This window comes from Paenibacillus sp. CR_12, from assembly GCF_041953985.1.
In the GTDB taxonomy this organism is placed as follows: domain Bacteria; phylum Bacillota; class Bacilli; order Paenibacillales; family Paenibacillaceae; genus Paenibacillus_AQ; species Paenibacillus_AQ lautus_A.
Map to the genome: position 1 here is coordinate 1,677,607 of NZ_JAVFHO010000002.1, position 23,870 is coordinate 1,701,476.

Annotated in this window: 25 protein-coding genes and 1 other RNA gene; 14 read left to right on the forward strand and 12 right to left on the reverse strand. The window is 51.0% G+C overall.

Features of this window, described 5'->3' with window-relative positions:
• Positions 1-16: 16 nt before the first annotated feature.
• The 3 genes from RB297_RS11450 to RB297_RS11460 are packed head-to-tail and all read right to left on the reverse strand — an operon-like array spanning position 17 to position 3,324.
• Positions 17-757, reverse strand: coding sequence for a 3'-5' exonuclease (locus tag RB297_RS11450; protein ID WP_015736691.1), 741 nt, complete (start codon positions 755-757; stop codon positions 17-19).
• Positions 754-1,833: a DUF294 nucleotidyltransferase-like domain-containing protein gene (locus tag RB297_RS11455; RefSeq protein ID WP_192571032.1), complete on the reverse strand. Its 1,080-nt coding sequence runs from the start codon at positions 1,831-1,833 to the stop codon at positions 754-756. The genes RB297_RS11450 and RB297_RS11455 overlap by 4 nt, the downstream gene beginning before the upstream one ends.
• A 51-nt stretch (positions 1,834-1,884) precedes the next feature.
• Complete coding sequence (locus tag RB297_RS11460) at positions 1,885-3,324, reverse strand: ammonium transporter (protein ID WP_096776053.1); 1,440 nt, start codon at positions 3,322-3,324, stop codon at positions 1,885-1,887.
• A gap of 316 nt (positions 3,325-3,640) precedes the next feature.
• Between RB297_RS11460 and RB297_RS11465 the strand changes: the two genes are divergently transcribed.
• Positions 3,641-4,090: a MerR family transcriptional regulator gene (locus tag RB297_RS11465; RefSeq protein ID WP_009594823.1), complete on the forward strand. Its 450-nt coding sequence runs from the start codon at positions 3,641-3,643 to the stop codon at positions 4,088-4,090.
• 43 nt (positions 4,091-4,133) lie between these two features.
• Positions 4,134-4,814 (forward strand): zinc metallopeptidase, encoded by a 681-nt coding sequence (locus tag RB297_RS11470; RefSeq protein WP_009594846.1) that lies wholly within the window; start codon positions 4,134-4,136, stop codon positions 4,812-4,814.
• Between the two features lie 134 nt (positions 4,815-4,948).
• Here the strand turns inward: RB297_RS11470 and gltC are convergent, their stop codons facing one another.
• Together gltC and RB297_RS11480 are read right to left on the reverse strand one after the other, a co-directional pair.
• A complete protein-coding gene (gene gltC, locus RB297_RS11475) occupies positions 4,949-5,869 on the reverse strand; it encodes a glutamate biosynthesis transcriptional regulator GltC (RefSeq protein ID WP_009594790.1) in 921 nt (306 codons plus the stop codon).
• A 91-nt stretch (positions 5,870-5,960) separates the two neighbouring features.
• Positions 5,961-6,575, reverse strand: coding sequence for a rhomboid family intramembrane serine protease (locus RB297_RS11480; protein WP_096776054.1), 615 nt, complete (start codon positions 6,573-6,575; stop codon positions 5,961-5,963).
• 122 nt (positions 6,576-6,697) lie between these two features.
• Here RB297_RS11480 and tpx point away from each other — a divergent pair, with 122 nt between their 5' ends.
• A complete protein-coding gene (gene tpx, locus RB297_RS11485; RefSeq protein ID WP_009594784.1) occupies positions 6,698-7,216 on the forward strand; it encodes a thiol peroxidase in 519 nt (172 codons plus the stop codon).
• A gap of 72 nt (positions 7,217-7,288) precedes the next feature.
• Here the strand turns inward: tpx and RB297_RS11490 are convergent, their stop codons facing one another.
• The 3 genes from RB297_RS11490 to RB297_RS11500 all read right to left on the reverse strand — a co-directional run bounded on the left by RB297_RS11490 (position 7,289) and on the right by RB297_RS11500 (position 8,867).
• Complete coding sequence (locus RB297_RS11490; protein WP_006211699.1) at positions 7,289-7,681, reverse strand: DUF1499 domain-containing protein; 393 nt, start codon at positions 7,679-7,681, stop codon at positions 7,289-7,291.
• Positions 7,682-7,826: 145 nt separating this feature from the next.
• Positions 7,827-8,018, reverse strand: a non-coding RNA gene (gene ssrS, locus RB297_RS11495) — 6S RNA.
• A 45-nt stretch (positions 8,019-8,063) separates the two neighbouring features.
• Entirely contained in the window at positions 8,064-8,867 is an 804-nt protein-coding gene (locus RB297_RS11500) for a YesL family protein (protein WP_015736695.1), read from the reverse strand.
• A gap of 188 nt (positions 8,868-9,055) precedes the next feature.
• On the opposite strand from RB297_RS11500, the gene RB297_RS11505 reads away from it, so the two are divergent.
• Positions 9,056-9,157, forward strand: coding sequence for a hypothetical protein (locus tag RB297_RS11505; RefSeq protein WP_015736696.1), 102 nt, complete (start codon positions 9,056-9,058; stop codon positions 9,155-9,157).
• Positions 9,158-9,352: 195 nt separating this feature from the next.
• Here RB297_RS11505 and cshA read toward each other — a convergent pair whose 3' ends face one another.
• On the reverse strand, positions 9,353-10,954 hold the full coding sequence (cshA, locus tag RB297_RS11510) for a degradosome RNA helicase CshA (RefSeq protein ID WP_009594830.1): 1,602 nt from the start codon (positions 10,952-10,954) through the stop codon (positions 9,353-9,355).
• Positions 10,955-11,240: 286 nt separating this feature from the next.
• Between cshA and RB297_RS11515 the strand changes: the two genes are divergently transcribed.
• From RB297_RS11515 to RB297_RS11530, 4 genes are all read left to right on the forward strand, one after another.
• A complete protein-coding gene (locus tag RB297_RS11515; RefSeq protein ID WP_096776056.1) occupies positions 11,241-12,062 on the forward strand; it encodes a YitT family protein in 822 nt (273 codons plus the stop codon).
• Between the two features lie 173 nt (positions 12,063-12,235).
• Complete coding sequence (locus tag RB297_RS11520; RefSeq protein WP_006211704.1) at positions 12,236-12,430, forward strand: hypothetical protein; 195 nt, start codon at positions 12,236-12,238, stop codon at positions 12,428-12,430.
• Between the two features lie 394 nt (positions 12,431-12,824).
• Entirely contained in the window at positions 12,825-14,036 is a 1,212-nt protein-coding gene (locus tag RB297_RS11525) for a putative glycoside hydrolase (RefSeq protein ID WP_375120479.1), read from the forward strand.
• 271 nt (positions 14,037-14,307) lie between these two features.
• The gene (locus tag RB297_RS11530) at positions 14,308-15,684 is read left to right on the forward strand and encodes an MATE family efflux transporter (RefSeq protein WP_375120480.1); all 1,377 of its coding nucleotides are present in this window, start codon (positions 14,308-14,310) and stop codon (positions 15,682-15,684) included.
• Between the two features lie 135 nt (positions 15,685-15,819).
• Here RB297_RS11530 and pfkA read toward each other — a convergent pair whose 3' ends face one another.
• Both pfkA and RB297_RS11540 read right to left on the reverse strand, forming a co-directional pair.
• A complete protein-coding gene (gene pfkA / locus RB297_RS11535; protein WP_009594803.1) occupies positions 15,820-16,791 on the reverse strand; it encodes a 6-phosphofructokinase in 972 nt (323 codons plus the stop codon).
• 21 nt (positions 16,792-16,812) lie between these two features.
• Positions 16,813-17,895 (reverse strand): tetraprenyl-beta-curcumene synthase family protein, encoded by a 1,083-nt coding sequence (locus RB297_RS11540; protein WP_096776059.1) that lies wholly within the window; start codon positions 17,893-17,895, stop codon positions 16,813-16,815.
• 249 nt (positions 17,896-18,144) lie between these two features.
• Here RB297_RS11540 and RB297_RS11545 point away from each other — a divergent pair, with 249 nt between their 5' ends.
• Positions 18,145-19,335, forward strand: a complete 1,191-nt coding sequence (locus tag RB297_RS11545; RefSeq protein ID WP_015736701.1) for an MFS transporter — start codon at positions 18,145-18,147, stop codon at positions 19,333-19,335.
• Positions 19,336-19,528: 193 nt separating this feature from the next.
• On the opposite strand, the gene RB297_RS11550 is transcribed toward RB297_RS11545, so the two are convergent.
• Positions 19,529-19,726 (reverse strand): cold shock domain-containing protein, encoded by a 198-nt coding sequence (locus RB297_RS11550; protein ID WP_006211711.1) that lies wholly within the window; start codon positions 19,724-19,726, stop codon positions 19,529-19,531.
• Positions 19,727-19,922: 196 nt separating this feature from the next.
• Between RB297_RS11550 and RB297_RS11555 the strand changes: the two genes are divergently transcribed.
• From RB297_RS11555 to RB297_RS11575, 5 genes are all read left to right on the forward strand, one after another.
• Entirely contained in the window at positions 19,923-20,156 is a 234-nt protein-coding gene (locus RB297_RS11555; RefSeq protein WP_009594800.1) for a hypothetical protein, read from the forward strand.
• A 3-nt stretch (positions 20,157-20,159) separates the two neighbouring features.
• Entirely contained in the window at positions 20,160-20,342 is a 183-nt protein-coding gene (locus RB297_RS11560) for a hypothetical protein (RefSeq protein WP_015736702.1), read from the forward strand.
• Between the two features lie 202 nt (positions 20,343-20,544).
• Positions 20,545-22,335, forward strand: coding sequence for an oligoendopeptidase F (gene pepF, locus RB297_RS11565; protein ID WP_015736703.1), 1,791 nt, complete (start codon positions 20,545-20,547; stop codon positions 22,333-22,335).
• Between the two features lie 111 nt (positions 22,336-22,446).
• Positions 22,447-22,773 (forward strand): LapA family protein, encoded by a 327-nt coding sequence (locus tag RB297_RS11570; protein WP_009594827.1) that lies wholly within the window; start codon positions 22,447-22,449, stop codon positions 22,771-22,773.
• Between the two features lie 38 nt (positions 22,774-22,811).
• A complete protein-coding gene (locus tag RB297_RS11575) occupies positions 22,812-23,846 on the forward strand; it encodes a M42 family metallopeptidase (protein WP_213579392.1) in 1,035 nt (344 codons plus the stop codon).
• Positions 23,847-23,870 lie beyond the last annotated feature (24 nt).

Below are 23,870 nucleotides of genomic sequence, written 5' to 3' on the forward strand. Positions count from 1 at the left end.
ATCTCCAATCCCAATGCTACCCCTCGCTTAGATAGACGTATAAATCCCCTAGCGTGGTAGCCTGGCCGCGCGCCTGAATGTCTTTCATGTAATCGGCCCACAGCCGGGCGGTCATGCGCGCATCGGACAGAGCATGGTGCCTTCCCTCCACCGGAATGCCGCTGCTTCGCAGCAGCTCATCCAGACTGTAATCCTTCTGTTCGGGATATAACCTCTGCGCGAGCATCATCGTATCGAGCAGCCGATGCGTTAATCGAACCTTGGAGGTCTTCCACAAGGCGGCGTTCAAGAAACCCCGGTCATGCGCGGCGGCATGGGCAACAAGCACCCTCCCCCCTATAAAGGCCATGAAATCATGCAGCCCCTCCATTAAAGGCGGGGCTGCATCAACCATTTGCTGCGTGATACCCGTAAGCTCGGCAATGAATGGAGACACCGGGGCACCGCTGTTCACGATCATATGAAAGGTTTCATTCTCGATCACCTGCTCCCCGATGACCCGGATCGCACCGAAAGACAGTATTTCATCGCCGTGCTGATGGTTGAACCCCGTCGTCTCCAGATCGAACACGACAACCTCCAGCTCGTCCAGCGGGGTGCCCAGAACCTCCGGCCTCCGGTTATCCTTCATCTGGGATCGGATGAATGCCAATTGCTGGGCTGTCTGCGCCCCGCGCATGGAGGCGATGGCGGAATTGATGTTACCCGAACGAAGCGATCTCCAGAAACCGCCGTTCGATTGTACCGGTTCAGTCATGGGCTTCTCCTCTCCGCAAAACGATGCTCGCGCTGCAATGATCGGTGCACCCGTCTCACCACTCCAAGCGTATCGCGAAGCTCGTACTGCATGGTTTTGTTCTTGAGCTGCTCCTGCGGGATATACCCGCTGCTCGTAATCAGCCCGTCCTCCACTCGAATGGGCGTATCGTTTCTCAACCGAAGCGCCGTCAAAAAAGCGCGCTGCACGCTTTCCAGCAGCAGATTCCCGCCTTCAAGCAGCATCACCTTTTCCATGCGTTTTTGCGTCGAGGTTTCGATGATGCCCCGCTGCAGCGCCATGGTGCGTATGCTGTTCACCAGCGGAATATAAACGCCATACTTCACGTCAAACTCGCCGGCATGCTCTCCAAACCGCTCCGTCACGATTCGCCCCATGACATTCAGCGTTGCCTTATGCTTGACCGTGTTTCGCAGCACGGCATGGCCGATGTCCGGATGCTGCTCGACGGAGCTGCGGAAATGGTCCACCCACGCCTCCGAAAGCTCGGTATCGCCCGATATATGGCGCAGGTCCGAAGCAATAATGAAGTTTCGTATCGGTTCCCACTGCCGGTCTCCGCACCATTCGCTGATCTGATTCTTCCAATCGCCAAGCCGCTTGCTCCATAATGGCTCGGAACACATCACTTTTCCGGAGCATTTCGGGTACCCGAGATATTCCAGCAGATTCGCCAGCCGAAACCCAAATTCCCGAAAGAAGGGGAGCGCCTCCTCTTCCAGCTCATCGCCAATGATCAAACCGTTGTCCTGATCGCTCCACAGCGTAGCTTCCTGCCTTCCGCAGCTGCCAAAAGCTACGAACGCATAACGCGCAGGAGGCCGGCCAAAGCCAGCCTCCCACATGTCCTGCTCACAGATTGCCGCGGCACGCTGTCCAATCAGATCGTGCATCGTATTCACGGATGCGATCCACTCTCTCAGCTCCATGTTACTGCGCATCTCGATGAGCTGGTTCTGACAAGCGATCCGTTCATCTCGTAATTGCTGGGCTGTTGCTGCTTTCCGAATTTCCGACAATGCCGGAAACAGATTTACGGATTTCAGAGGTTTCATGCCGCGGCCTCCTTCTGACTTGTTTCATGAACAATGATAATGGTGAGCTTCTTATAAAGCCGTGTCGCTACCGGGAACCGCCTTGCTTCCGGAACGAAACTCTGGGGATTTCCCTTCCGATTCCACCAAAAGTTTCATTTGTTCCGGATATCCGTAGGTTCCATGTTCACTGATATCAAGACCCATCAATTCCTCTTCCTCCGTTACGCGGATGCCCATCGTAACTTTCATGATATACAGAATGATGAACGAGATCACCAGAACGAATGCAAACGTGCCGATCAGACCCAGAAGCTGAACGCCGAGCTGGCCGAAGCCCCCGCCGTAGAACAACCCTTCCTTGCCTACGCCGGTGATTTCAACAAGCCTAGGAGCCGCGAACAATCCGGTGGACACGGCACCCCACATACCGGCAATGCCGTGTACGGAGAATGCATATACAGGATCATCGATACCTTTGCGGTCAAACCATTGCGCCGTAAAGAACGTAATCGTACCCGCTACGGCGCCGATCACAACGGCCGCCCAAGGCTCCACGAAAGCACAAGCGCCTGTGATGGCAACGAATGCAGCGAGAATACCGTTCAGCATGCTAGGAATATCCGCTTTGCCAAGAACCGCCCAAGAGATCAGCAATGCGGCCAGTGCGCCTGCCGCCGCCGCGATATTCGTATTCAATGCCACGAAACCGAAGAAACCGTCTGTGAGTGCCGAGATGGTGCTGCCCGGGTTAAACCCGAACCAGCCGATCCAGATGATGAATACGCCGAGTACGGATAAAACTTGGTTATGACCCGGTATGCTGTTAGGCTTCCCGTCTTTATTATATTTGCCAAGTCGAGGCTTCAGAAGAATGGTAGCCACCAGTGCTGCTGTTGCGCCTGTCAAGTGAACGACCGTCGATCCGGCAAAGTCCTGCATGCCCAGAGCGCCGAGCCAGCCGCCGCCCCATACCCAGTGAGCAACGATCGGGTAAATCACGATGGTGAACAGCAATCCAAACACGATATAAACGCTGAGCTTTGCCCGTTCTGCCATACCGCCGCAAGCGATCGCCAAGGATACGGCCGCAAAGGACAGATGGAACAGGAACATGATGGTCGTCGGCACATCGTATGCGGACAAGGAATCAAATGAGCCTGCTGCATTGTCTCCGCTTAAGAAAAAGCCTTCAAATCCGAAAAAGCTGTTGCCGTTACCGAAGGCTAGACCAAACCCTAGCGCCCAGAAGGCTACGATCGAAATGCCGAAGGTCAGAAAGGTCTTGCCTGCGACGTGTCCCGCATTTTTCATGCGAACCGAACCGGCCTCCAGCAGAGCGAACCCTGCTTGCATGAAAAATACGAGCAGCGCTGCCAAGAATACGAATACGGAGTTCAGACCAGCCGTCAATTCAACGTTCGTGGCTCCCCCATCAGCGGCGAACGCGCTCGCCGGGAATGCGAGTAGAGCGATTACTCCCGCCATTAAACCTAGCCATCTTTTTTTCATGTTTTACACTCCCCTTTGTGTTAACTAATATAACATAACCTTGAATTCTTATTGTCATTATAGGGGGGAGATTAAAAATCCGCAACGGTTTTTTTCAAAAAAAACTTCCTTTATGTAATATAATCTAACATTAAGTGCATACAGTGCAAATCGTTTAACATGATGCTCAGTCCAAAATAAACTAGGCTTCAAGGTTTTTTGTCACAACTATGACGTTTGACTGTATGGTTGAAGATCATGTATCATATTTCTATTAAAATGAAAATATAAATGCATTCATTAATGTCCAATTCAATGAAGGCTTGCGAGGTGATGAATGATGGGGATCACGAGCGGAAACCTTTTCCGGATCGGTGAGCTGGCCAAGGCTGCCGGAATCAGCGAAAGAACCATTGACTACTATACGAAGCTGGGTTTGATCTCCCCTGAAAAACGGACGTTAAAAAACTACCGGCTGTACAGTTCTGAAACCTTAAGCACTCTCGAACGTATTAATCAGTTGAAGCAAGAGAAATATACTCTCGATGAGATTAAGGAGAGACTGGATCGCTGGAAGTCGGTTGCCGATGATTCCGAAATGACGGAGAAGCTAACCAAACTCGAAATACAGATGAAACAGCTGGAACGGGATGTCAAGGAGCTCAACCCGCTTCTTAGCGAATTAAAACCCAGTCAAGCACGGGAGGTGCTCGCTAACATTCTTCCCAAAGGAGCTGCCTGTATCGAGTCGCTGCAAATTTTGCTGAACCAGTTCACTTCGATGTAATGATGCAACACCAAATTGACAACTTTGTATGGGGGTATGATAAATGTATTCTGACTGGATGTTTATACTCATTATTATTGCGTTTATATTCTCTCTCTGGGCTCAGTTCCGGGTCAAAGGGACGTTCAACAAATGGGCCAAGGTTGAAAACAGCACCGGCATGACCGGATACGATGCAGCGCGGCATATGCTGGATGCCAACGGACTCCATGACGTACCGATTGAACCGGTGCCAGGCACGCTCTCTGACCACTATGACCCGACCAAACGCGTAGTCCGGTTGTCGGAGCCTGTTTATTACGAACGTACCATCTCGGCCGTCTCCGTCGCTTGTCACGAGGTAGGCCATGCGATCCAGCATGCGGAGCACTATCCGATGCTCGTAGCCCGTCACAAGATGTTCCCGGTCGTTAACTTTGCATCCGGTATCGCTCCGTTTCTCTTGATTGCCGGATTCCTGTTCCAAGCCATGAACCTGGTCGGTCTCGGCATTATCTTCTTCTCTTGCGCCGTTGCCTTCCAGCTTGTCACGCTGCCGGTCGAGTTTAACGCAAGCAACCGTGCCCGTCAGCTGATGGTTCAAGAAGGCTATATTGCCAATGACGAAGAACGCGGAGTCGCTAAGGTATTGAACGCTGCGGCCCTGACCTACGTCGCTGCAGCTTTGATCTCGCTGCTCGAGCTGATCCGTTACATCATGATCTTTACGAGCAACCGCGAATAAACCCGTTTGACATGAAGAACAACGATAAAGGGCTTTCCTCTCTACCTTGATTGGCGGAGACGGAAAGCCCTCTTTTTTTATAATCACTTGATGATGTCCATCTTGAATTCTAGACTCTTAGAAGAAGAGAAGCGTCATTCCGCTTTCTCTTCCTTTTTCGGCGACGGATCAATGCCAAAATATTGAAGCAGAAACGCACGGAAGGCTTGCGCAACCGGTGGCAGCTTCTCGTCCGCGCGGTGAATCAGACCGATGGAACGCGTTACCTTCGGCTCCGAGATTCGGACGCGTGCCGGTTGAAGCGGATTCGTCTGGAACAGCGCCATTTCAGGTAGCAGGCTGACCCCCATGCCGGCAGCAACCAGCCCGCGGATCGTATCCGTCTCCTCGCCTTCAAAAGCAATTTTCGGCGTGAACCCGGCCTCCAGGCAGGCATGCCATACAATCGGGCGCAAGGAGTAGCCCTTGCTGAACAGCACAAAGCGTTCCTCCTTCAATTGCTCCAGCTTGATGGACTGCTCCCCCGCAAGCGGGTGATTCGGCGGCAGGATCGCAAACAGCTCCTCTGTCAACACGATATCTCCGTCCACTTGATCGTGGCGATCCGGAAACGGAGACACAAACGCCAAATCCACTTCAGCCCCGACGACGTCCCGGATCAAAGTCGGGAACATGCCCTGCTTAAACCGGAACTTCACGTTCGGGTACTTCTTCCGAAATTCAGCCACGATGGACGGAATCAAATGTATGCCCAGGCTGTGAGGGAAACCGATACGGATTTCCCCTTGCTCCGGGTCCAGGAATTCATGTATCTCGACGACCGCACGGTCCAAATCCTTCATAATGCTCTCCACCCGTTTGCAAAAAAGCTGGCCTACCGGGGTTAACTGCAGATTCCGGCCTTTCTGCATGAACAAATTAACACCCAGTTCTTCTTCCAACTGATGTATTTGACGGCTGACGGCCGACTGAGCCACATGAAGCTCTTCTGCCGCTTGGGTAACGTGTTCCTTTTGCGCAACCTTTACAAAGTATTGCAACTGTCGTAATTCCACGCCTTTTATCGCTCCATTCTTATTCCCTAGAAGACTTGAAGACTTTATCCAAATCATCCAATTCTATTATAACAGACCCTCTTAGGTCCGATTATGTTCGACGTTTGAATAATCGAATCATGAGACCGTAGAGGAAAAATCCGCCTACCAATCCGCCGACATGGGCTACAAGGCTGACCCCTGGGGTAAACGAGAACAAGATCCCCAATATAAGCAGGGTGAACAGCGTCTTGCGGGACGACTCATCAATGACATGCTGCTGGAACAAGGCGATGTACAGATAAGCGCCATAAGCTCCGTATATGGCTCCTGAGGCGCCTACAAGGAAGGTATAGTCCTCCATGCGCTCATAATAAGCCAATCCGATTACATTACCGAGAACACCGCTGAGCAGATATAGAATGGCAAATTTCCAGCTCCCCATGATTCTCTCCAGCGGGGGAACGAATACCAGCAGTGCGAAGCTGTTGAACAACAAATGGTCAAATCCGTTATGGAGGAACATCGCCGTAAAATATCTCCATGCCTGGTCGACGAACTGCGGCAAATCCGACAAAGCTCCATATTTCAGCAGCGTCATCGGATTCCTCGAACCGCCGTCAAAGGATGTGATTACAAACATCACCAGGTTGATCACAAGCAGCAGCGATGTAACGGGATAATAACGCAAATAACTTTTCCAATTCTCATAACGTACGAATATCATAGCATCCTCCTCATCCTAAACCAGGCCAGGGGTGCCCTTTAGTGGACATTCCCTTTTTAAAAAGATTATAATGTACCATGAACCTGATCACCAAACTTTGATATCCAAGGAGGAGATTTCTCATGGCTCAAGAACGTTCAGGAGCTGCCACTTTCAAGGGCAATCCTATTACACTCATCGGACCACAGCTCAAGGCTGGTGATGCCGCGCCGGATTTTACCGTGAGCAAGAACCTGCTCGAAGACGTATCTCTTAAAGATTATGCAGGTAAAATCAAGCTGATCAGCGTCGTTCCTTCCCTCGACACCGGGGTATGCGACGCACAGACGCGCCGTTTCAACGAAGAGGCCGCCGGACTTGGCGACGATGTCGTGATCCTTACGATCAGTGCCGACCTTCCGTTCGCCCAGGCCCGCTGGTGCGGAGCTGCAGGCGTTGACCGGGTCATTACGCTGTCCGACTATAAATCGCGTTCTTTCGGTGAAGCGTATGGCGTGCTCATCAAGGAGTTTCAGCTCGACATGCGTTCGATCTTCGTCGTGGATGCTAACGATACCATCACCTACGTAGAATACCTTGGCGAAATGACGGAGCACCCGAATTACGAAGCTGCCATCGATGCCGTGAAATCTCTGCGTTAACACGCCGAAGGCTACATATGCGGCACACCTTTAAAAAGCGGGAGAGCAGCTCTCCCGCTTTTTCTTATTCTACTAAGCATCCACTTTATACTTGCTCAGTTTTTTGTCCAGTACAGCGTACAGGTTCAAGATGACCCGGTAGTTCGCCCCCAGATCCCCAAGGGAACCGCGGGATGCCGAATACATGTCAACTGCGCTGCGAACCGGACTGATGCCGAGCACGGATACGGTAATGTCCAGTGTACGTCCAAAGGAGGTTCTTTTCTCTAACGTGATTTCTCCCACGGATTTTACCTCATGCAGAACTTTGTAACCCGGAATTTTTTTCAGTGTCGAGGAAACCTCTTCAAAACACTTTTCTTTTGAAAGATTGTAATAACGCGTCTTCAGCTTGGGATCTTTAGCACGGTCGCTTGTGCCGTCATAGCTGCGCACGATACCGATTAGAACTCGTTTTAATGACAAAGACCGTTCCTCCTTTATAAATGACCGTTCCTTTCCATACTCTAGTTTAACATTGTTTATGCTTTCAGCAAACCTTTATATACAGCAAAAAGGCACCTCTTTCACTTCGAATTCGAAATAAAAGAGGTGCCCATTCATTGGCTTGACGAAACCCGCCTATGCCGTCCGGTAAACATTGTCTTCGAACCTGCTATAGCAGGTGGGTGACCGCAGAACCGCTTATGAATTCCCCTTGTCATATAGACAGGGCATTTCAGCCACGATTACGTATAGATCTCCCTAGACATCGTCATTGGTTCAAAACAACGGAAAACCGAAACGAACATCGCAGGATGTAGTCTTATTATAGGGGGTTTTGCCGGAAAAGTAAACCTCTCGTTATTTAAGGTTTCGATCCGTTCTCTCCCTTTTTGGCAGAATCCATGCTTTCCAGAAGAGCTTGCTCGGTTTCCGACTCCTCTTCCTCGGCCTTCTTCATTTTTTCCTGCTGCTCCTGCATTTTGGTAAAGGTCGCATAGAAGTTAAAGAACGCGAACAAGGCCATCAGGCAGAACAGGAAGAACACGAAGAGCACCGGCATTTGCGTGCCGATATACGCCAAGACAGCGCTTCCGATCAAAGTCGAAAATACGCGGAACGGACGAATCAGAGTCAGCAGCACCGCATTTTTTAGGAGCTGGGTCGTTTTCATCTCATAATGAACGGTCATGGAGAAGAAATTAAACAGGGAGACAAACAGTACAATGAGCAGCACCAGCATCACGATGCCGACAAGCTGGAAGCCATCGAGCTGCGTCATATAAACCGTGTAATCCACGTACATAATCACGAACAGCAGCGTATAAAAAATACCGCCGATCATGCTCTGCTTGTAATTTTCCTTATAGCCCTTAAAGAACGTTTTGAACACGGACACGTCCGGATTGCCCATTACCCATTTCCGCACAACGGTAAATAAAGCCGCCGTAGCCGGAAATAAAACAAACGGTGATAATATTCCCAGGATCCAGTTCGACAGCAGCTGCTCGTTATGCGCTTCCGGCGTCTGAACGGCCATTAGGAATTTGGTTAGAACGATAAACAGGAAAGGCGATGTACAAATAACCCACAAGATGTTCGAAAAAGCAATACGGGTAATCCACTCGGTGAGCTTATATAAGCCACCCATGGCTCCTTTCATTTCCAAATCCGTTTCCTCCTCACTCAAATCATGCATGTATCTATTAATATACCTTATTTTGTACATGCATTGCCAGAGCCTAATTTATACGAACCTGGGTGTATATCCAATCCAGTGGCCCTGTTTCTCCATACGATATCACGTAATCCATTCAACAAGCTTGAATTTCCAAATTTAAAGAGGAGGGATTATGTATGTCTTGTGAAGGCGGAGGTTACGGCTACGGAAATAACGTTGGTATTGTCCTGGTTCTGTTCATCCTGCTTGTAATTATTCTTAGCACATTCTATATCTAATGTCTCCTTAGTCATTATCGTGAAACAGATGGGCTGATCGTGGGTTTAAACTGCGCGGTTAAAGGGGATGCACTCAGGGTGCATCTTCTTTAACCATGAACAAAAAGACGAAGCGCGGCTCCACTTGGCGTGGGCTGCTGCTTCGTCTTTTGGTGTTTTTGGCAGATTACTCCCGGTAAAGGAAGTTAGCCGTTATTATTCGTCCCCGCTCCGGTTAGGACGACGCTCGCCGCCGCTGTAGGAACGCGGTTTGCGGTCACCGCTGTTGTTGCGGTCACGGTTGTAACCACCGCCATCGCGATCACGGTTGTAACCACCACCGCCGTCACGGTTGTATCCGCCTTTGGAGTAGCCGCCACGGTTACCTCCGCCGCCGCTTCCGCCGTCACGGCGATATCCGCCGCTGTTGCCGCGTCCACCATAACCGCCGCTAGGTTTGCGGCCATTACGGATATCCGGCTTCCGGCGTTTAGCGCGGATCGGATCCTCAGGGGTAAGGTGAATATCGGATGCTTCCTTCTTGTCGCCTGTCAGGATTTTCATTGCAGCTGCAAGCAATTGTACGGAATCGTACTGCTCCAGCAATTGAATGGCAAGACCTTTGTACTCGGTCAATTCCCCTTGCTCAATGATTTCAAGCACGCGCTCAGCGATGATGCGCTGTTTACCTTCGATCGCTTCGGCAATCGTTGGCAGCGGCTTGCGTGGAATACGGTGGCGCGTCACACGCTCGATGAAATACAGATGATCCATTTCACGCGGCGTGACGAAGGACCAGGCTGTACCTTCCTTGCCCGCACGGCCCGTACGTCCAATACGGTGTACATAGCTTTCCGGATCTTGCGGCAAGTCAAAGTTTACGACATGGGTAACGCCGGATACGTCGAGACCGCGTGCTGCCACGTCTGTCGCCACGAGCACATCGATGCTGCCGTCGCGGAATTTACGCATGACGGTATCACGTTGGTGCTGGGACAGGTCGCCATGGAGGCCATCTGCCGAATATCCGCGTTTTTGCAGGGCTTCTGCCAATTCGTCGACACGGCGCTTGGTACGTCCGAAGACAATCGCAAGCTCAGGCGACTCCATATCCAGAAGGCGGCTCAAGGCTTCGAATTTTTGACGTTCAGGAACTTCGATATATGCTTGGTCGATCAGTGGAGCACTTACGTGCTTAGGAATAACGGATACATGCTCAGGTTCCTTTAGGAACTGGGATGCCAGCTTCTGAATGTTAGCGGGCATAGTTGCGGAGAACAGCAAGGTTTGACGTTCTTCAGGAACAAGCTTTAGGATCGACTGGATGTCTTCCATGAAGCCCATGTCCAGCATTTCATCCGCTTCGTCCAGTACAACGGTTTGTACGTCATCAAGACGGATGGTTTTTCTGTTGATGTGGTCAAGTAATCGACCCGGTGTACCGATAATAATCTGAGGCTTTCTTTTCAAAGCGCGGATTTGACGCCCGATATCCTGTCCGCCGTAAATGGCCAAGGAACGGATTCCTTTGAAACGGGACAGCTTGCCGATTTCTTCAGCAACCTGAATGGCAAGTTCGCGGGTCGGTGTCATAATTAGAGCGACGATACGCTCCTCTTCCTTGGCGATTTTGTGGATAAGAGGTAGGCCGAATGCTGCTGTCTTACCTGTACCAGTCTGTGCTTGTCCAATCATATCCTTGCCGGTTAGAGCAATCGGAATCGATTGGGATTGAATCGGTGTGGCTTCCTCAAAGCCAAGCTCAGTGATTGCTTGCAGCACGCGCGGCTCCAAGCCAAAATCTGCGAAATTTTTCAATAGGTTCATACTCCTTCTATCTGTGGACTTCCACTTTCTTCTCTGTATTCTTAAGTAGTGGTAACGTTTATAGGCTTTCCCGGCCAGCAGGATTTTCTGCACGAGGTGAACCGGTATATTTCTCTTATCACCAGTATGGTGACTGGTTAATGTATAATCATCCTGATAAGCTTGCAAAGTTATCAATGTAACGGACTACTCAAGAATATCCAATACATTATATCACAAAACATTTCTGGAATACCAGCAAGCTTAAAGAAGTCATAATAACCGGGAGGTGATTCCTATGCTGAAGCGTCTATGGACCTATTTCTCAATCGTATTCGGGGGCATGATTATCGCCGCCGGATTCAATCTGTTTCTGATTCCCCATCATCTGCTCAGCGGCGGCGTATCCGGCGTGGCCCTCGTGATCGGATATTTCACGCCGCTTAATATCAGCATCATGTATTTTGTCCTCAACATTCCGATCCTGATCACCGGCTGGTTCAAGCTGGGCAAAAGGTTCGTCGGTCTCAGCATCCTCTCGGTTATCGTCACAACCTTGTTTCTGGAGCTCATCCCAGTGAACCACGTTGCAACCGACATGCTGCTGTCCGCGGTTTTCGGCGGCGTGCTTGTCGGGTTCGGCACCGGCCTCTCCTTTCGGGTCGGCGGTTCGACAGGGGGCTTCGATATCATCGGCTCCCTGGTCACGAAATATCGGGACTTCCCCGTCGGCAGCGTGCTGGTGACGCTGAACGCCATCGTCATCATGGCGGTAGCTTATCTGGAGCAGGACTGGAACCTGGCGCTCGCTTCCATGGCCTCCATCTATGTTGCCGGTAAAATGGTGGATATGCTTCACATCAGCCACATCAAGGTGACCGTCTTTATCGTGACGAACCGGACGGAGGCCTTGCTGGAGAAGCTGCTCAAGCGCCCCCGCGGCATAACCAAGATCAAAACCCAGGGAGCTTTCAGCCATAAAGAGAAGGATATGCTCATGACCGTCACGACGCGATATGAGCTGGCTGAGCTGAAGCAAATCATTACGGAAACCGACCCCGAGGCTTTCGTCAATATCGTGGAAACGACGGCCGTCATGGGGCAATTCCGCAAGAACTAAATATTTACCAGGTGTGAGGGAGCGGTAAATTTGTGGTATAATATTAGTGCGCGGTTCCTACAATATTCATGAGATCTGATTCCCGGGCGAACGCTCAGGCCCAATTTTAATTGTTTTTCCGTTTTACAAAAGAACGTCCTGCCTAACCAATTCGGAAGGAAAGGGTGATTTTTATGGAAATGGAAACGGTAAAATTGTCACAAATCGTCATGAAGTGGTTCCCGGAAATGATACCGTTCTTCAGACAGAACGAATTGAATTCCATGATCGTTCTTAGGGACGGGCTGAGTATTTTGGAGCAGGAGGACGCTCTTGAGATCATTCAGTTCAGCATTTGCGAGCATCAGAATCAAACTCCGCTTCATTAATTTTAAAGCAACACGCGATCATTGCACGACAAATGCCGTTCTTCTCCGGTCCAGGTAAAATCCACCGGTGAAAAACGGCATTTTTTTATGAGAAAATGTGAATTCTATAGGCACGTCATTACCCGTTAAGCAGCAAAAGGCCGCATGTAACCGCTATCTATCTTCTTTTCTGTTTCTAATCCGACTTGTCACTCCCCATGTTCAAACGTTGTTCACGGTAAACTTGCCGCTAATGTCGAACTTTAGCGTTTAAAACGCCCTTCACCCGTTTAATGAACTAGGTACGCTCGCCCACCGTTTCCAATTTATTGTCGTTTGTAACAATCCTGTTCTTTTTGAAGGCAACCGTTCCTTTATAATCATGATGTGAATGTACACAAGGGAGAGAGTAATTATGAATATCATCTTGGCTTTATTCATCTTGGCATCCGCGGGTTTAGGCAGTTCCAGTCCGCAGGAAGGCAATCTTACCGCCAAACTTCAGGCCTCATTAAACACCGCCATGATCCAAGGCATGCACCCAAACAACAACCAAGGCCACGGCCAAACCGAGGGCAAAGGCCAGGGGCAAAGCGGCATCAAGCCGAATACGACGGCAATCGATCCGCAGGTCGACGCGCCTAAAGTCAAGGGCATTTATGTAACGGCTTATAGCGCAGGCGGCTCCAGAATGAATCAGCTGGTGGATCTTTTGGACAACACCGATCTCAATGCCATGGTCATTGACATCAAGGATGATGAAGGATACATAACGTACAAGACCGATAATCCTAAACTGAAGGAGCTCGGCAAATCCCAGCCGTTTATCAAAGACATCAAGCAGCTGATGAAGCGGTTGGAGAAACACGATATCTATCCGATCGCCAGGGTGGTAGTGTTCAAGGATACCATACTCGCCAAGAAAAACCCGGAGCTTTCCTTCCGTAAAAGCGACGGCACCGTATGGACCAACGGCGGCGGCGACAGCTTCGTCAACCCGTACAGCAAAGAGGTATGGGATTACAACATCGAGATCGCCAAAGAAGCCGCCAAACTCGGATTCAAGGAAATCCAGTTCGATTATGTTCGTTTTCCGGAAGGTTTCGAGAAACGGGCCGATTCCCTGAAATATACCAAGACGGATCAATCGCGCGTGGACGTGGTATCCGATTTTGTGCAGTACGCCCGGGAAGAGCTCGCGCCGCTCGGCATCCGCGTCTCCGTTGACATCTTCGGCTATGCGGCCTCCGTGCCTGCGGCAGAAGGCATCGGGCAGGACTTCGTGAAAATCTCCAAAAACGTCGATATCATCAGCCCGATGGTATACCCGAGCCATTACACGGCGGGCTGGTTCGGCTCCCCCGTTCCGGACAAGGCTCCTTACCAGACGATCAAGGGATCCATGGAAGACACCCACAAGAAGCTTGATGAGCTGGGAGAGCAGAAGCCGATCATCCGGCCTTGGATTCAGGACTTTACCGCCAGCTGGCTCGGAAGCGGAAACTATGCCAAATACGGCAAAAAGGAAATCGAGGAGCAGATTCGCGCCCTCAAAGACACGAACGTCGATGAATACTTACTCTGGAATGCTTCCAACCGTTATACGGAAGGCGTCACTCATAAATAATCACTCATTCGTTTGGAAAGGGTCGGCCATCTTTTATGGCTGGCCCTTTCTTCCGTTTGAACGATGGTGAACCCCTCTCTTGACAGCCAATGCTATGATGAAGATTAGGGCCGGACTTCCGGCCCTGAACAAGCAAGCTGAAGCACCCGATTCAAACGCTGGTTGAGTTACGGCTTGCCGCTCACTAAGCCCGTAATCTACCCGCTCAGGGCAGGGTCCTACAATATAGGGACAGCGTCATAAAACTTCAACGAAAGAAAGGCAAATCACAATGCAACCGACCACTACAACACGGGGAAAGCTGAAACAATTCGCGATCATTCTCATCCCCATTCTCGTAACGCAGCTTGCTTTATCGGCCATTACTTTTTTTGACACCAATATGTCGGGAAAATTCAGCTCGGTCGACTTGGCAGGCGTAGCCATCGCTACAAGCATTTGGATTCCGGTCCAAACCGGACTCAGCGGAATTCTCATGGGGATCACCCCCATCGTTTCGCAGCTCGTCGGCGGACGACAGGAACAAAAAGTCGCCTATCAGGTCAACCAGGCGCTCTGGCTGTCCGTCTTACTGGCCATCGTCGTCCTTGCGATCGGGTATGCCGTCGTACCGAGCATTCTTGCTGCCATGAACCTGGAGCCTGAGGTTCGGCGGATTGCTTCCCATTTTCTTGCCACCATCTCGATCGGCATCATTCCGTTGTTTGCCTACACTGTGCTTCGCAGCTTCATCGATGCGCTCGGGCAAACGAAAATTTCGATGGTCATCACGCTGATCACCCTCCCGGTGAACGTAGGCTTGAATGCCCTGCTGATCTATGGTTACTGGGGCTTTCCGCGATTGGGAGGCGTAGGTGCCGGCCTGGCGTCCGCCATTACCTATTGGACGGTTCTGGCGATCGCCATCGTCATCATCCATAGAAATCACCCATTCTCTCCATTCGGTATCTTCAGGCAGCTTCGGGGAGTATCCCTGAGCGCTTGGAAGGGCCTGTTAAAAATAGGCTTGCCGATCGGGATCTCGATTTTTCTCGAGACCGCAGTCTTCGCCGCGGTGACTTTGCTCATGAGCAGCTTTGACACGGCTACCATTGCCGCGCATCAGGCCGCCTTGAATTTCGCTACGACACTGTACATGCTGCCGTTAAGCATATGCATGAGCTTAACCATTCTTGTAGGCTTTGAAGCCGGCTCGGGCCGGATGAAGGATGCCTGGAAGTACGCCAAGCTCGGCATCGGCACGGCCGTCATCCTGTCGCTGATCACCGCTGTCGTCCTGTTTATGGCCGGCCGCCAGGTTGCCGGTTTATATTCCAACGAGCCTGAGGTCGTGGCGTTGATCCAGCATTTCCTGCTGTTCGCGATTTTCTTCCAGATCTCGGACGCGATCGCCACGCCGACCCAAGGAGCGCTGCGAGGCTACAAAGACGTTAACGTCGCTTTTATGCTCGCATTTCTATCGTTCTGGGTCATTGGCCTGCCTGTGGGATACGTGCTCGCCAACTATACCGATTGGCAAGCCTTCGGCTACTGGATCGGGTTGATCACGGGTCTTGGGGTAGGCGCGGCCCTGATGCTTATGCGCCTGGTCAAAGTCCAACGCAAGTTCGCTGGCCAGGCAAAGGCAACGTCCTTATCCGCATCATAAGACAACGGACCGCATTTCGCGGAAGTTGTTATCGCGACATCAGGATGGTCTAACATTTATACTAAAAAAGACCGTCTCCAAGCAGAATGGATTCTGCCATGGAGACGGTCTTTTATCGTTATCGCCAAAACGGACTTATTGGGACAATCGCAATGCCAGATCGTACAGATCCCGGTCAAATTCCTTCTTGGTGTTAACGACCTTGTCAATGTCCGTAAGGACCAGTTCGCCTTTGATGATGCCGCATCCTTTGTCGGATTGGCCATCAATCAGGCTGCGAACCGCAAAATCGCCGAGACGGCTTGCCAAATTGCGGTCAAACGGAGTCGGAGCTCCGCCGCGCTGGATATGACCAAGCACGGTTACGCGGGCATCGATTGACGCATGGCACTCTTTCAGATCGTGGACAACGTCCTCGCCGCGTCCGACGCCTTCCGCTACGATAATGATGCTGTGGCGCTTGCCTTTGGCAAAATTCTCGCGAAGACGCGTCGCCACTTCATCAAGATTGTACTCCACTTCCGGCACCAGGATGGTCTCCGCCCCGGAAGCCAGGCCCGCGTGAAGGGCGATGTCGCCGCAGTGGCGTCCCATAACTTCTACAACCGACGAGCGGGCATGGGAAGACATCGTATCGCGCAATTTGTTTACAGCGTCTACAACGACGCTGACCGCTGTATCAAAACCGATCGTATAGTCGGTAAAGGAAATATCATTATCAATCGTGCCCGGAAGACCCATCGTTTTGATTCCGAGCTTGCTCAGCTTGTTCGCACCTTGGTACGAGCCGTCTCCGCCGATGACGACCAAACCGTCGATGCCGTGCTGATTCAGAATGTCGGCGCCTTTCTGCTGCCCTTCCGCCGTCTTGAACTCCTCACAACGGGCGGAACGAAGAATCGTGCCTCCGCGCTGGATGATATCCCCTACGCTGCGAAGGTCCATTTTGATAATGTCGTTTTCGAGAAGACCTTGGTAACCGCGTTGAATCCCGTATACCTCTAGTCCATAATACAAACCGCTCCGTACAACGGCGCGCAGCGCCGCGTTCATCCCTTGGGAATCGCCACCACTTGTAAGAACTGCAATTTTTTTAACCTCTGCCATGTCTCTTTTCCTCCTTCAATGTCACTCATGCTTATGCTTACGAATCCATCGGCTGTTGACGTAGAAAAAAATCCGGGTCATCGGGCTCTTCTTCATCAAACGTTTGGATACGGTGCGAACCAGTTGCTGCTCGCTGACTTTTGGATCGGATAAATATAACGCCAGTAACCCCTCAATGATCATACGATGAAAAGGGGTCGAGGGAATCGTTCTGACATCCTTCCGGGCCCACTCAACAATGGAAGCTATACGGTTCAGCATCGTATCGGCATCTTCGTAATAATTACAAAAGTTCAGATCGCCGCCCAGCCTGTCTTCGTCTTGATCAATAAGATAATCCAGCATAATGTGGAGACTGCATACATTCGGAAAATAAGACGCATGAATGGACGATGCATCCTCGTCATCCAGAAACGGATCGGTTGCAGCCAAGAACAGCATGAACACACCCAAGGTTGATCCCGTTGCAGCCGCAAACTCGTTCCACCGCAGATGCGGTGTCCGGTGTGCATGCCGGGACCACCATTCAAGCAATGCCGCTTCTCTCTTATCCGGATGGATGTGCTTGTATACCTGCAAATCGGCATAAAGCCCAGCCAAATCCCTTATGTAGGGCTTTGCCGCTTCATATCCTGATAATTGCCCGATGCAATCCCGGCATTTCTGCACAAGGCGGAGAAGATAACCTCCGTCCTCCCTTTCGGACCGGAGCGCGTAATAATCAGCCGGCTCCATTTCAGGTGTAACGGCATCCAGCATCGACTGATGGAGCTGTCTGAAATCCGCTGGATCCAGCGAAGTACTGCGGTCACATAAATTATCGAGATAATCGCTAATTGTCTGGTAAGCTACAATCAATGGAATGAGAATGTGCTTTTCCGGCAGATTGGCTGCGGCATACACCGCACCGCCCTGGCAGTGAAATCTTTTGGTATCTATACTGGCCAGTGCCTGCTTTCGTAGCTCCTCATCCGGAATTTGCTCAGCCTCCCGGCGCCACTTCTCCAATTCGCTCCGCACTTCCGGGAGTATGAATTTGTACACCCGGCTCATCAGCCCGACCGGACTGCGCGGAACCTTACGGCTTAGCTCTTGATTATTCAATGAACTCTGCCTCCACATGGTTGTCTTTTTATACCTATCCAAATCAAACCTATTATAATATGATCGCCCATTTTGCACAAATAACACAGATCATTGACGGGGGGCGGCCGTTAACGCATTCTATTATCCATCTATCTCCAATCAGCGATATGTTATATACTAGTCGGAGTTGAACAACAGACCATGAACTTCGCGAATGCCGTTTCATCCACCGGTCCACGGGTTCATGAAAGAACGGAGATCCCCAGCATGAAACTTCCCGCTTCGTCCAGACCGGATCAGAATTGGCTCCGCGCCTTTATGTTTACGATATTCGGCACGACAGCCCTTGTCATTTCTTATTTTCCGCTTTATTACAAAGAGATCGGCTTCAGCAGCGCGCAGATCGGCTATCTGTATGCCATCGGCCCGTTGATATCCATGTTCTCCAACATGATTTGGAGCTACACAAGCGACAAATACCGGACCATCAAGCGCATCATGAACATTCTGATAATCGGGCAGCTTGTCACGATGCTTATCCTATGGCAGGTTGCAAGCTTCGGCGTTGTATTGATTACGATCAGCTTGTTTTATTTCTTCTACTACCCGGTCTATCCGTTGGCGGATACGATGGCCATCCAGACGGCGCAGCGGTACGGTCGCAGCTTTACCGTCATCCGCGTATTCGGCTCGCTCGGCTACGCGTTCTTCGCCCTTGGCATTGGATATGCCATCGGTGCAGCGGGCGCTTCGGCTGCGCTGTCGATCGGCATCGGGATCGGCGTGTTTACGCTCATATGCTCCTTTCTTATCCGCGATGGCGTCGCGGCCAAATCAGAGCCTGTGGAACTGGCAGCCCTGCTCAAAATATTGCGTTCAAAAGAAATATTGTGGTTTTTCGGCTGCACCTTCTGTCTTGCCATCGCCCACCGCATGAATGAAGCCTTTCTGACGCTCACCTTATCGGGGCTTGGTGCGGGCGAGGGTCTTATCGGGTGGTCCTTGATGATCTCGGCTGCCAGCGAGATCCCGATTTTTTTCCTGCTGAGCAAGTATGGAGACAAGATGAAGGAGCTGCCGCTGCTCGGCTTTGCAAGCCTGATGTTTGCGCTCCGATTCCTGCTCATGGCGCTGGCGTCCGATCCGTTGTCGGTGCTCGCCGTCCAGTCGCTTCACAGCATTACCTTCGGCGTGTTCTATGTAACCGCGGTCCGTTATATTACCAGGATCATTCCGTGGCAGTACCGGGCGACCGGGATGGCGCTCTTCATTATTTTCTGGTCCAGCGTCTCAGGGCTTCTCAGTGGAGCTTTCGGCGGTTTGCTGTTCGAAGCCGCGGGGAGATCGTCCTTCTACCTGCTTGCAGCCCTCCTGTCCTTCGCTGCCTGCCTCGGCTTTATCTACCGGCACCTCTTCGCCAAGCCGGAGGAGATGCATACCTCTGGATTCGGCGCCTAGAATACAGCGCGAAACGCTCCTGAGTATAAGATCAATAAAGGCAAGTACGGACCGGGTATCGATCCGAACCTGCCTTTGATTGATCCTGACTAGACCTGCTTGACCCAAAAGAATACAAAAAAGCACAGTTCTCGGTAGAGAACTGTGCTTCATGCCTTGGTAATTCTATAAGATCTCCGTATCGGGAGTTAGCTTACAGTTTTGTTACGTTGGCTGCTTGAGGACCACGGTTACCTTCTGTGATGTCGAACTCAACCGCTTGACCTTCTTCCAAACTCTTGAAGCCTTCTTCTTGAATTGCGGAGAAGTGTACGAATACATCCTCGCCACCTTCAACGGAAATGAAGCCGTAACCTTTTTCTGCGTTAAACCATTTAACTGTACCTTTCAAATGAACAACCTCCTAAAAATACCGCCATCTATGGCGAATATCCATATTATATCCCATGTTTTCTGACAATGCAATCCGTCAATTCACCCTAAGGGGCTTTTTTCGGCACACTATTTTAATCAGAAGATGATTTGCTTTTAAGCCCGCGAGTGCGTTATCATTTACCCAAAAGCCTAAGTAGCAAACGGAGATGCATATGATCAAAAAACATGAAATATACAAAAAAGACAAGTGGAACATGATGACGGTCGAAGTTCAGGGCCGATACATCGTTCTTCGCGAAATTTCCGACCAGTGGGGTGAAGAGACCCATACCTTCATGAGTCGGCCAGCCTTGATGCACTGGGCTCAAAACCGCTTTCCCAAAGAAGATTTCGAAGGCCGGGAAGATGAGTGGAGAGAAATGATGGCTGCCTTTAAGCAGGTGTAATGGATGGATTATACGAATATCGTCATCTTCATTATTCTGGCCTTCAGTCTGGGTGCCATCATGATCATGTACCGGGATCGGATACCCCAAAGACTGAGAAGGGGGATGGCCCTGATTGCCGTCGCCTTTATCTTGTTTGCCTTTTACCTTATTGTATACAGTTTCTTGAATCTGGGTTCCTCGTAAATTTATAGGATGAAAGTGGCGGGTACGCGGCATACTATCGCTCGGATGCTTCAATTCGAGGAGGTATTATGCCATGAGAGGCGCCAAGGTGCTCTGCATTACGCTTGCCATCTGCCTGCTAGCTCTATCCGCTGCCCGCTCCGAAGTCTTGTCTGAAGGAACCCGGACTCCAACTAATCCATATCATTCAAGGAGGATTTCCATGGAACAATTGTTGAAACGCGCTGATGTCCCTAAAGAGCATCAATGGAAACTCGAGGATTTATTTGCTGATCAAAAGGCTTGGGATGCAAGCTTTGCTGAGCTGAAGAATCTGCTGAAACGGACCGCCGATTACCAAGGCAAGTTAAACAACGCAGCTTCCATCAAGGAATGCTTCGAGCTCGAAGACGAAATTTCATACCATGCCGAACGCTTATACGTATACGCTCATATGCACCATGACGAAGATACGGCAAACCCTACATATCAGGCACTAACCGCCAAAGCCAAAAAACTGAACGTCGAAGCCGGAGAAGCCCTCTCTTTCATCACGCCTGAAATTCTGTCCCTGTCCGAGGCGGAACTGGATAAACTGATCGAGGACCCTACCCTGAAGGAATTCAAATTCACGTTGACGGAGATGAAACGGGAGAAAGCGCACGTGCTGTCCAAGACGGAAGAAGCGCTGCTGGCTCAAGTCGGCAACCTCTCCTCTGCACCGCAGACCATTTTCGGCATGCTCAACAATGCGGACATGAAATTCCCGAAAATCAAAAACGAGGACGGCAAGGACGTCGAGCTTACGCACGGCAATTATATTCAATTCCTGGAGAGCCCGAACCGCGAGGTTCGCGAGCGTGCCTTCAAAGCCGTCTACGAAACCTACGGCAAGCAGAAAAACACGATTGCGGCTACGCTGAACGCCAACGTTAACAAAAATATGTTCTACTCCCGCGTCCGCAAGTACCCTTCCGTTCTGGAAATGGCTCTCTATGGGGATAACATTCCGAAGGAAGTCTACACGAACCTGATCGACACCATTCACGAGAGCCTGCCGCTCCTTCACCGTTACATGGAGCTCCGCAAGAAGCTGCTGGGCGTGGATGAGCTTCATATGTACGATTTGTTCGCTCCGCTCGTAGAAGAGTACAAATGGGATATCACGTACGAGGAAGCGAAACAAATGACCAAGGAAGGCCTTACGCCGCTTGGTGACGATTATCTCAGCAGCCTGCAGGAAGGCTATGACAACGGCTGGATCGACGTGTACGAGAATGAGAACAAACGGACCGGCGCGTACAGCTGGGGCGCATACGGCACCCATCCATACGTTCTGCTGAACCACAAAGATAATCTGAACAGCATGTTTACCCTTGCCCACGAGATGGGCCATGCGCTTCACTCCTACTACTCCGACAACGCCTTGAAATACCGTGATGCGCAGTACACCATCTTCCTGGCCGAAGTGGCGTCCACCACGAACGAGGCGCTGCTGATGGATTACCTGCTGAAGAACGCCAAGGATCCGAAGCAGAAGATGTATCTGCTCACCTACTATGCCGATCAATTCCGGACGACGGTATTCCGTCAAACGATGTTTGCCGAGTTCGAGAAGATCGTGCATGAACGCGTGGAAAGCGGCGAATCCCTAACGCCACAGGATCTTTCCGACATCTACTACGAGCTGAACGTGAAATATCACGGCAAAGGCATGCAGGTGGATAAAGAGATCGGCATGGAATGGGCACGGATTCCTCATTTCTACAACAGCTTTTATGTGTACAAATACGCGACCGGCTTCTCGGCTGCGACCAGTTTCTCCAAGCAAATCCTGGAGGAAGGCCAGCCTGCCGTTGACCGTTATCTCGGCTTCCTGAAGAGCGGAGGCAGCGACTACTCCATCAACATCCTCAAGAAGGCCGGCGTGGATATGTCTTCTCCGGAGCCGATCCGTGAGGCGATGAGCGTGTTTGAAGACGTCATCAACCAGATGGAGCAGTTGACGAAATAAACAGCCCTGCTTTCGAGGGCTTAAGCGAATCTCAATTGACCGGTGGAATAAAATCCCTTGCCCTTTACGGGCGAGGGATTTTATACTGTTTGGAGGAAGGAGGTGTTCCCCATGAAAATTCAATGGTCGTTAATCGCAGCCTTATTGTTTGCCCTGATTACGGCTGTGTTCGCCGTCATCAATGTCAATCCGGTTGCCGTGAACCTGTTATTCGGCACCGTCAACGTACCGCTGATTCTGCTGATTATCGGTTGCTCGCTGATCGGGGGACTGATCGTCGGCACGTTCGGGATTTACCGTCAATATCAAATGCAGAAGGAAATCCGTTCGTTAGCGGAGCAGCTCATACATATCCGTGAAGTAACGGGATACACCCCTGAAATACAAGCTGCGGAAGAGGAAAACAAGAAAGATCAGAAGGACGCTCCCGTTGAATAGGAAGGCTGTCCCATCGAACCAAGGAGGCATAACAACCCGTGTCGATACAACCGAATGAAACTTACGTGCTGGACCTGCTAAAAGAACTGCTGGATACGCCGAGCCCTACCGGATATACCCACGACATCATGAAGCGGATCGAGCAGGAAGCCGCTTCGCTTGGAGTTTCCCTGGAATGGAATGAGAAAGGCGGAGCCATCCTGTCCGTTCCCGGACAAGACGGCAGCCGAACCGTCGGCCTGAGCGCCCATGTGGACACGCTCGGCGCCATGGTTCGTGCCGTGAAATCGGAAGGTACGCTCCGGCTTACCTCCGTCGGCGGATACATGATGAACAGCATCGAGAATGAATACTGCATCATCCATACGCGCAGCGGCAAGAAATATACGGGCACGATCCTGTCCACGCATCCTTCCGTTCACGTGTACAGCGATGCCCGTGATTTCAAGCGCCAGGAAGCCCATATGGAGGTCCGGATCGACGAATGGGTGGAGTCTGCCGAAGATGTGAAGAAACTCGGAATCGGCGTTGGTGATTTTGTGTCCTTTGATGCGCGTGCGGTCATTACGCCGAGCGGTTACATCAAATCGCGCCATCTGGATGACAAAGCCAGCGTCGCCGCCCTCTTCGGCTTGCTCGAAAGCATGAAACGGGATAACTGGAAGCCTGCCTACAATGTGAAGCTTCTCATCTCGAACTATGAAGAGGTCGGACATGGCGCCGCCTACATTCCTGCCGACATCCATGAACTGATTGCGGTCGATATGGGCTGCATCGGCGATGACCTGAGCTGCAAGGAAACCGATGTATCCATCTGCGCAAAGGATTCTTCCGGTCCCTACGACTACGGCATGACCAGCCGTCTGATCCAGCTGGCTGAAAGCGAAGGCATTGCTTATGCGGTGGACGTGTACCCGCATTACGGCTCCGATGCATCCGCGGCACTCTCCGCCGGCAGCAACATCAAGGCTGCGTTGATCGGTCCCGGCGTTCATGCATCCCATGCGATGGAAAGAACGCATAAACAGGCTGTTCTTAACACCGTTAAGCTGCTGGCTGCCTACGTGAAATAAGTCATCTCCATACAGAAAAAGGGG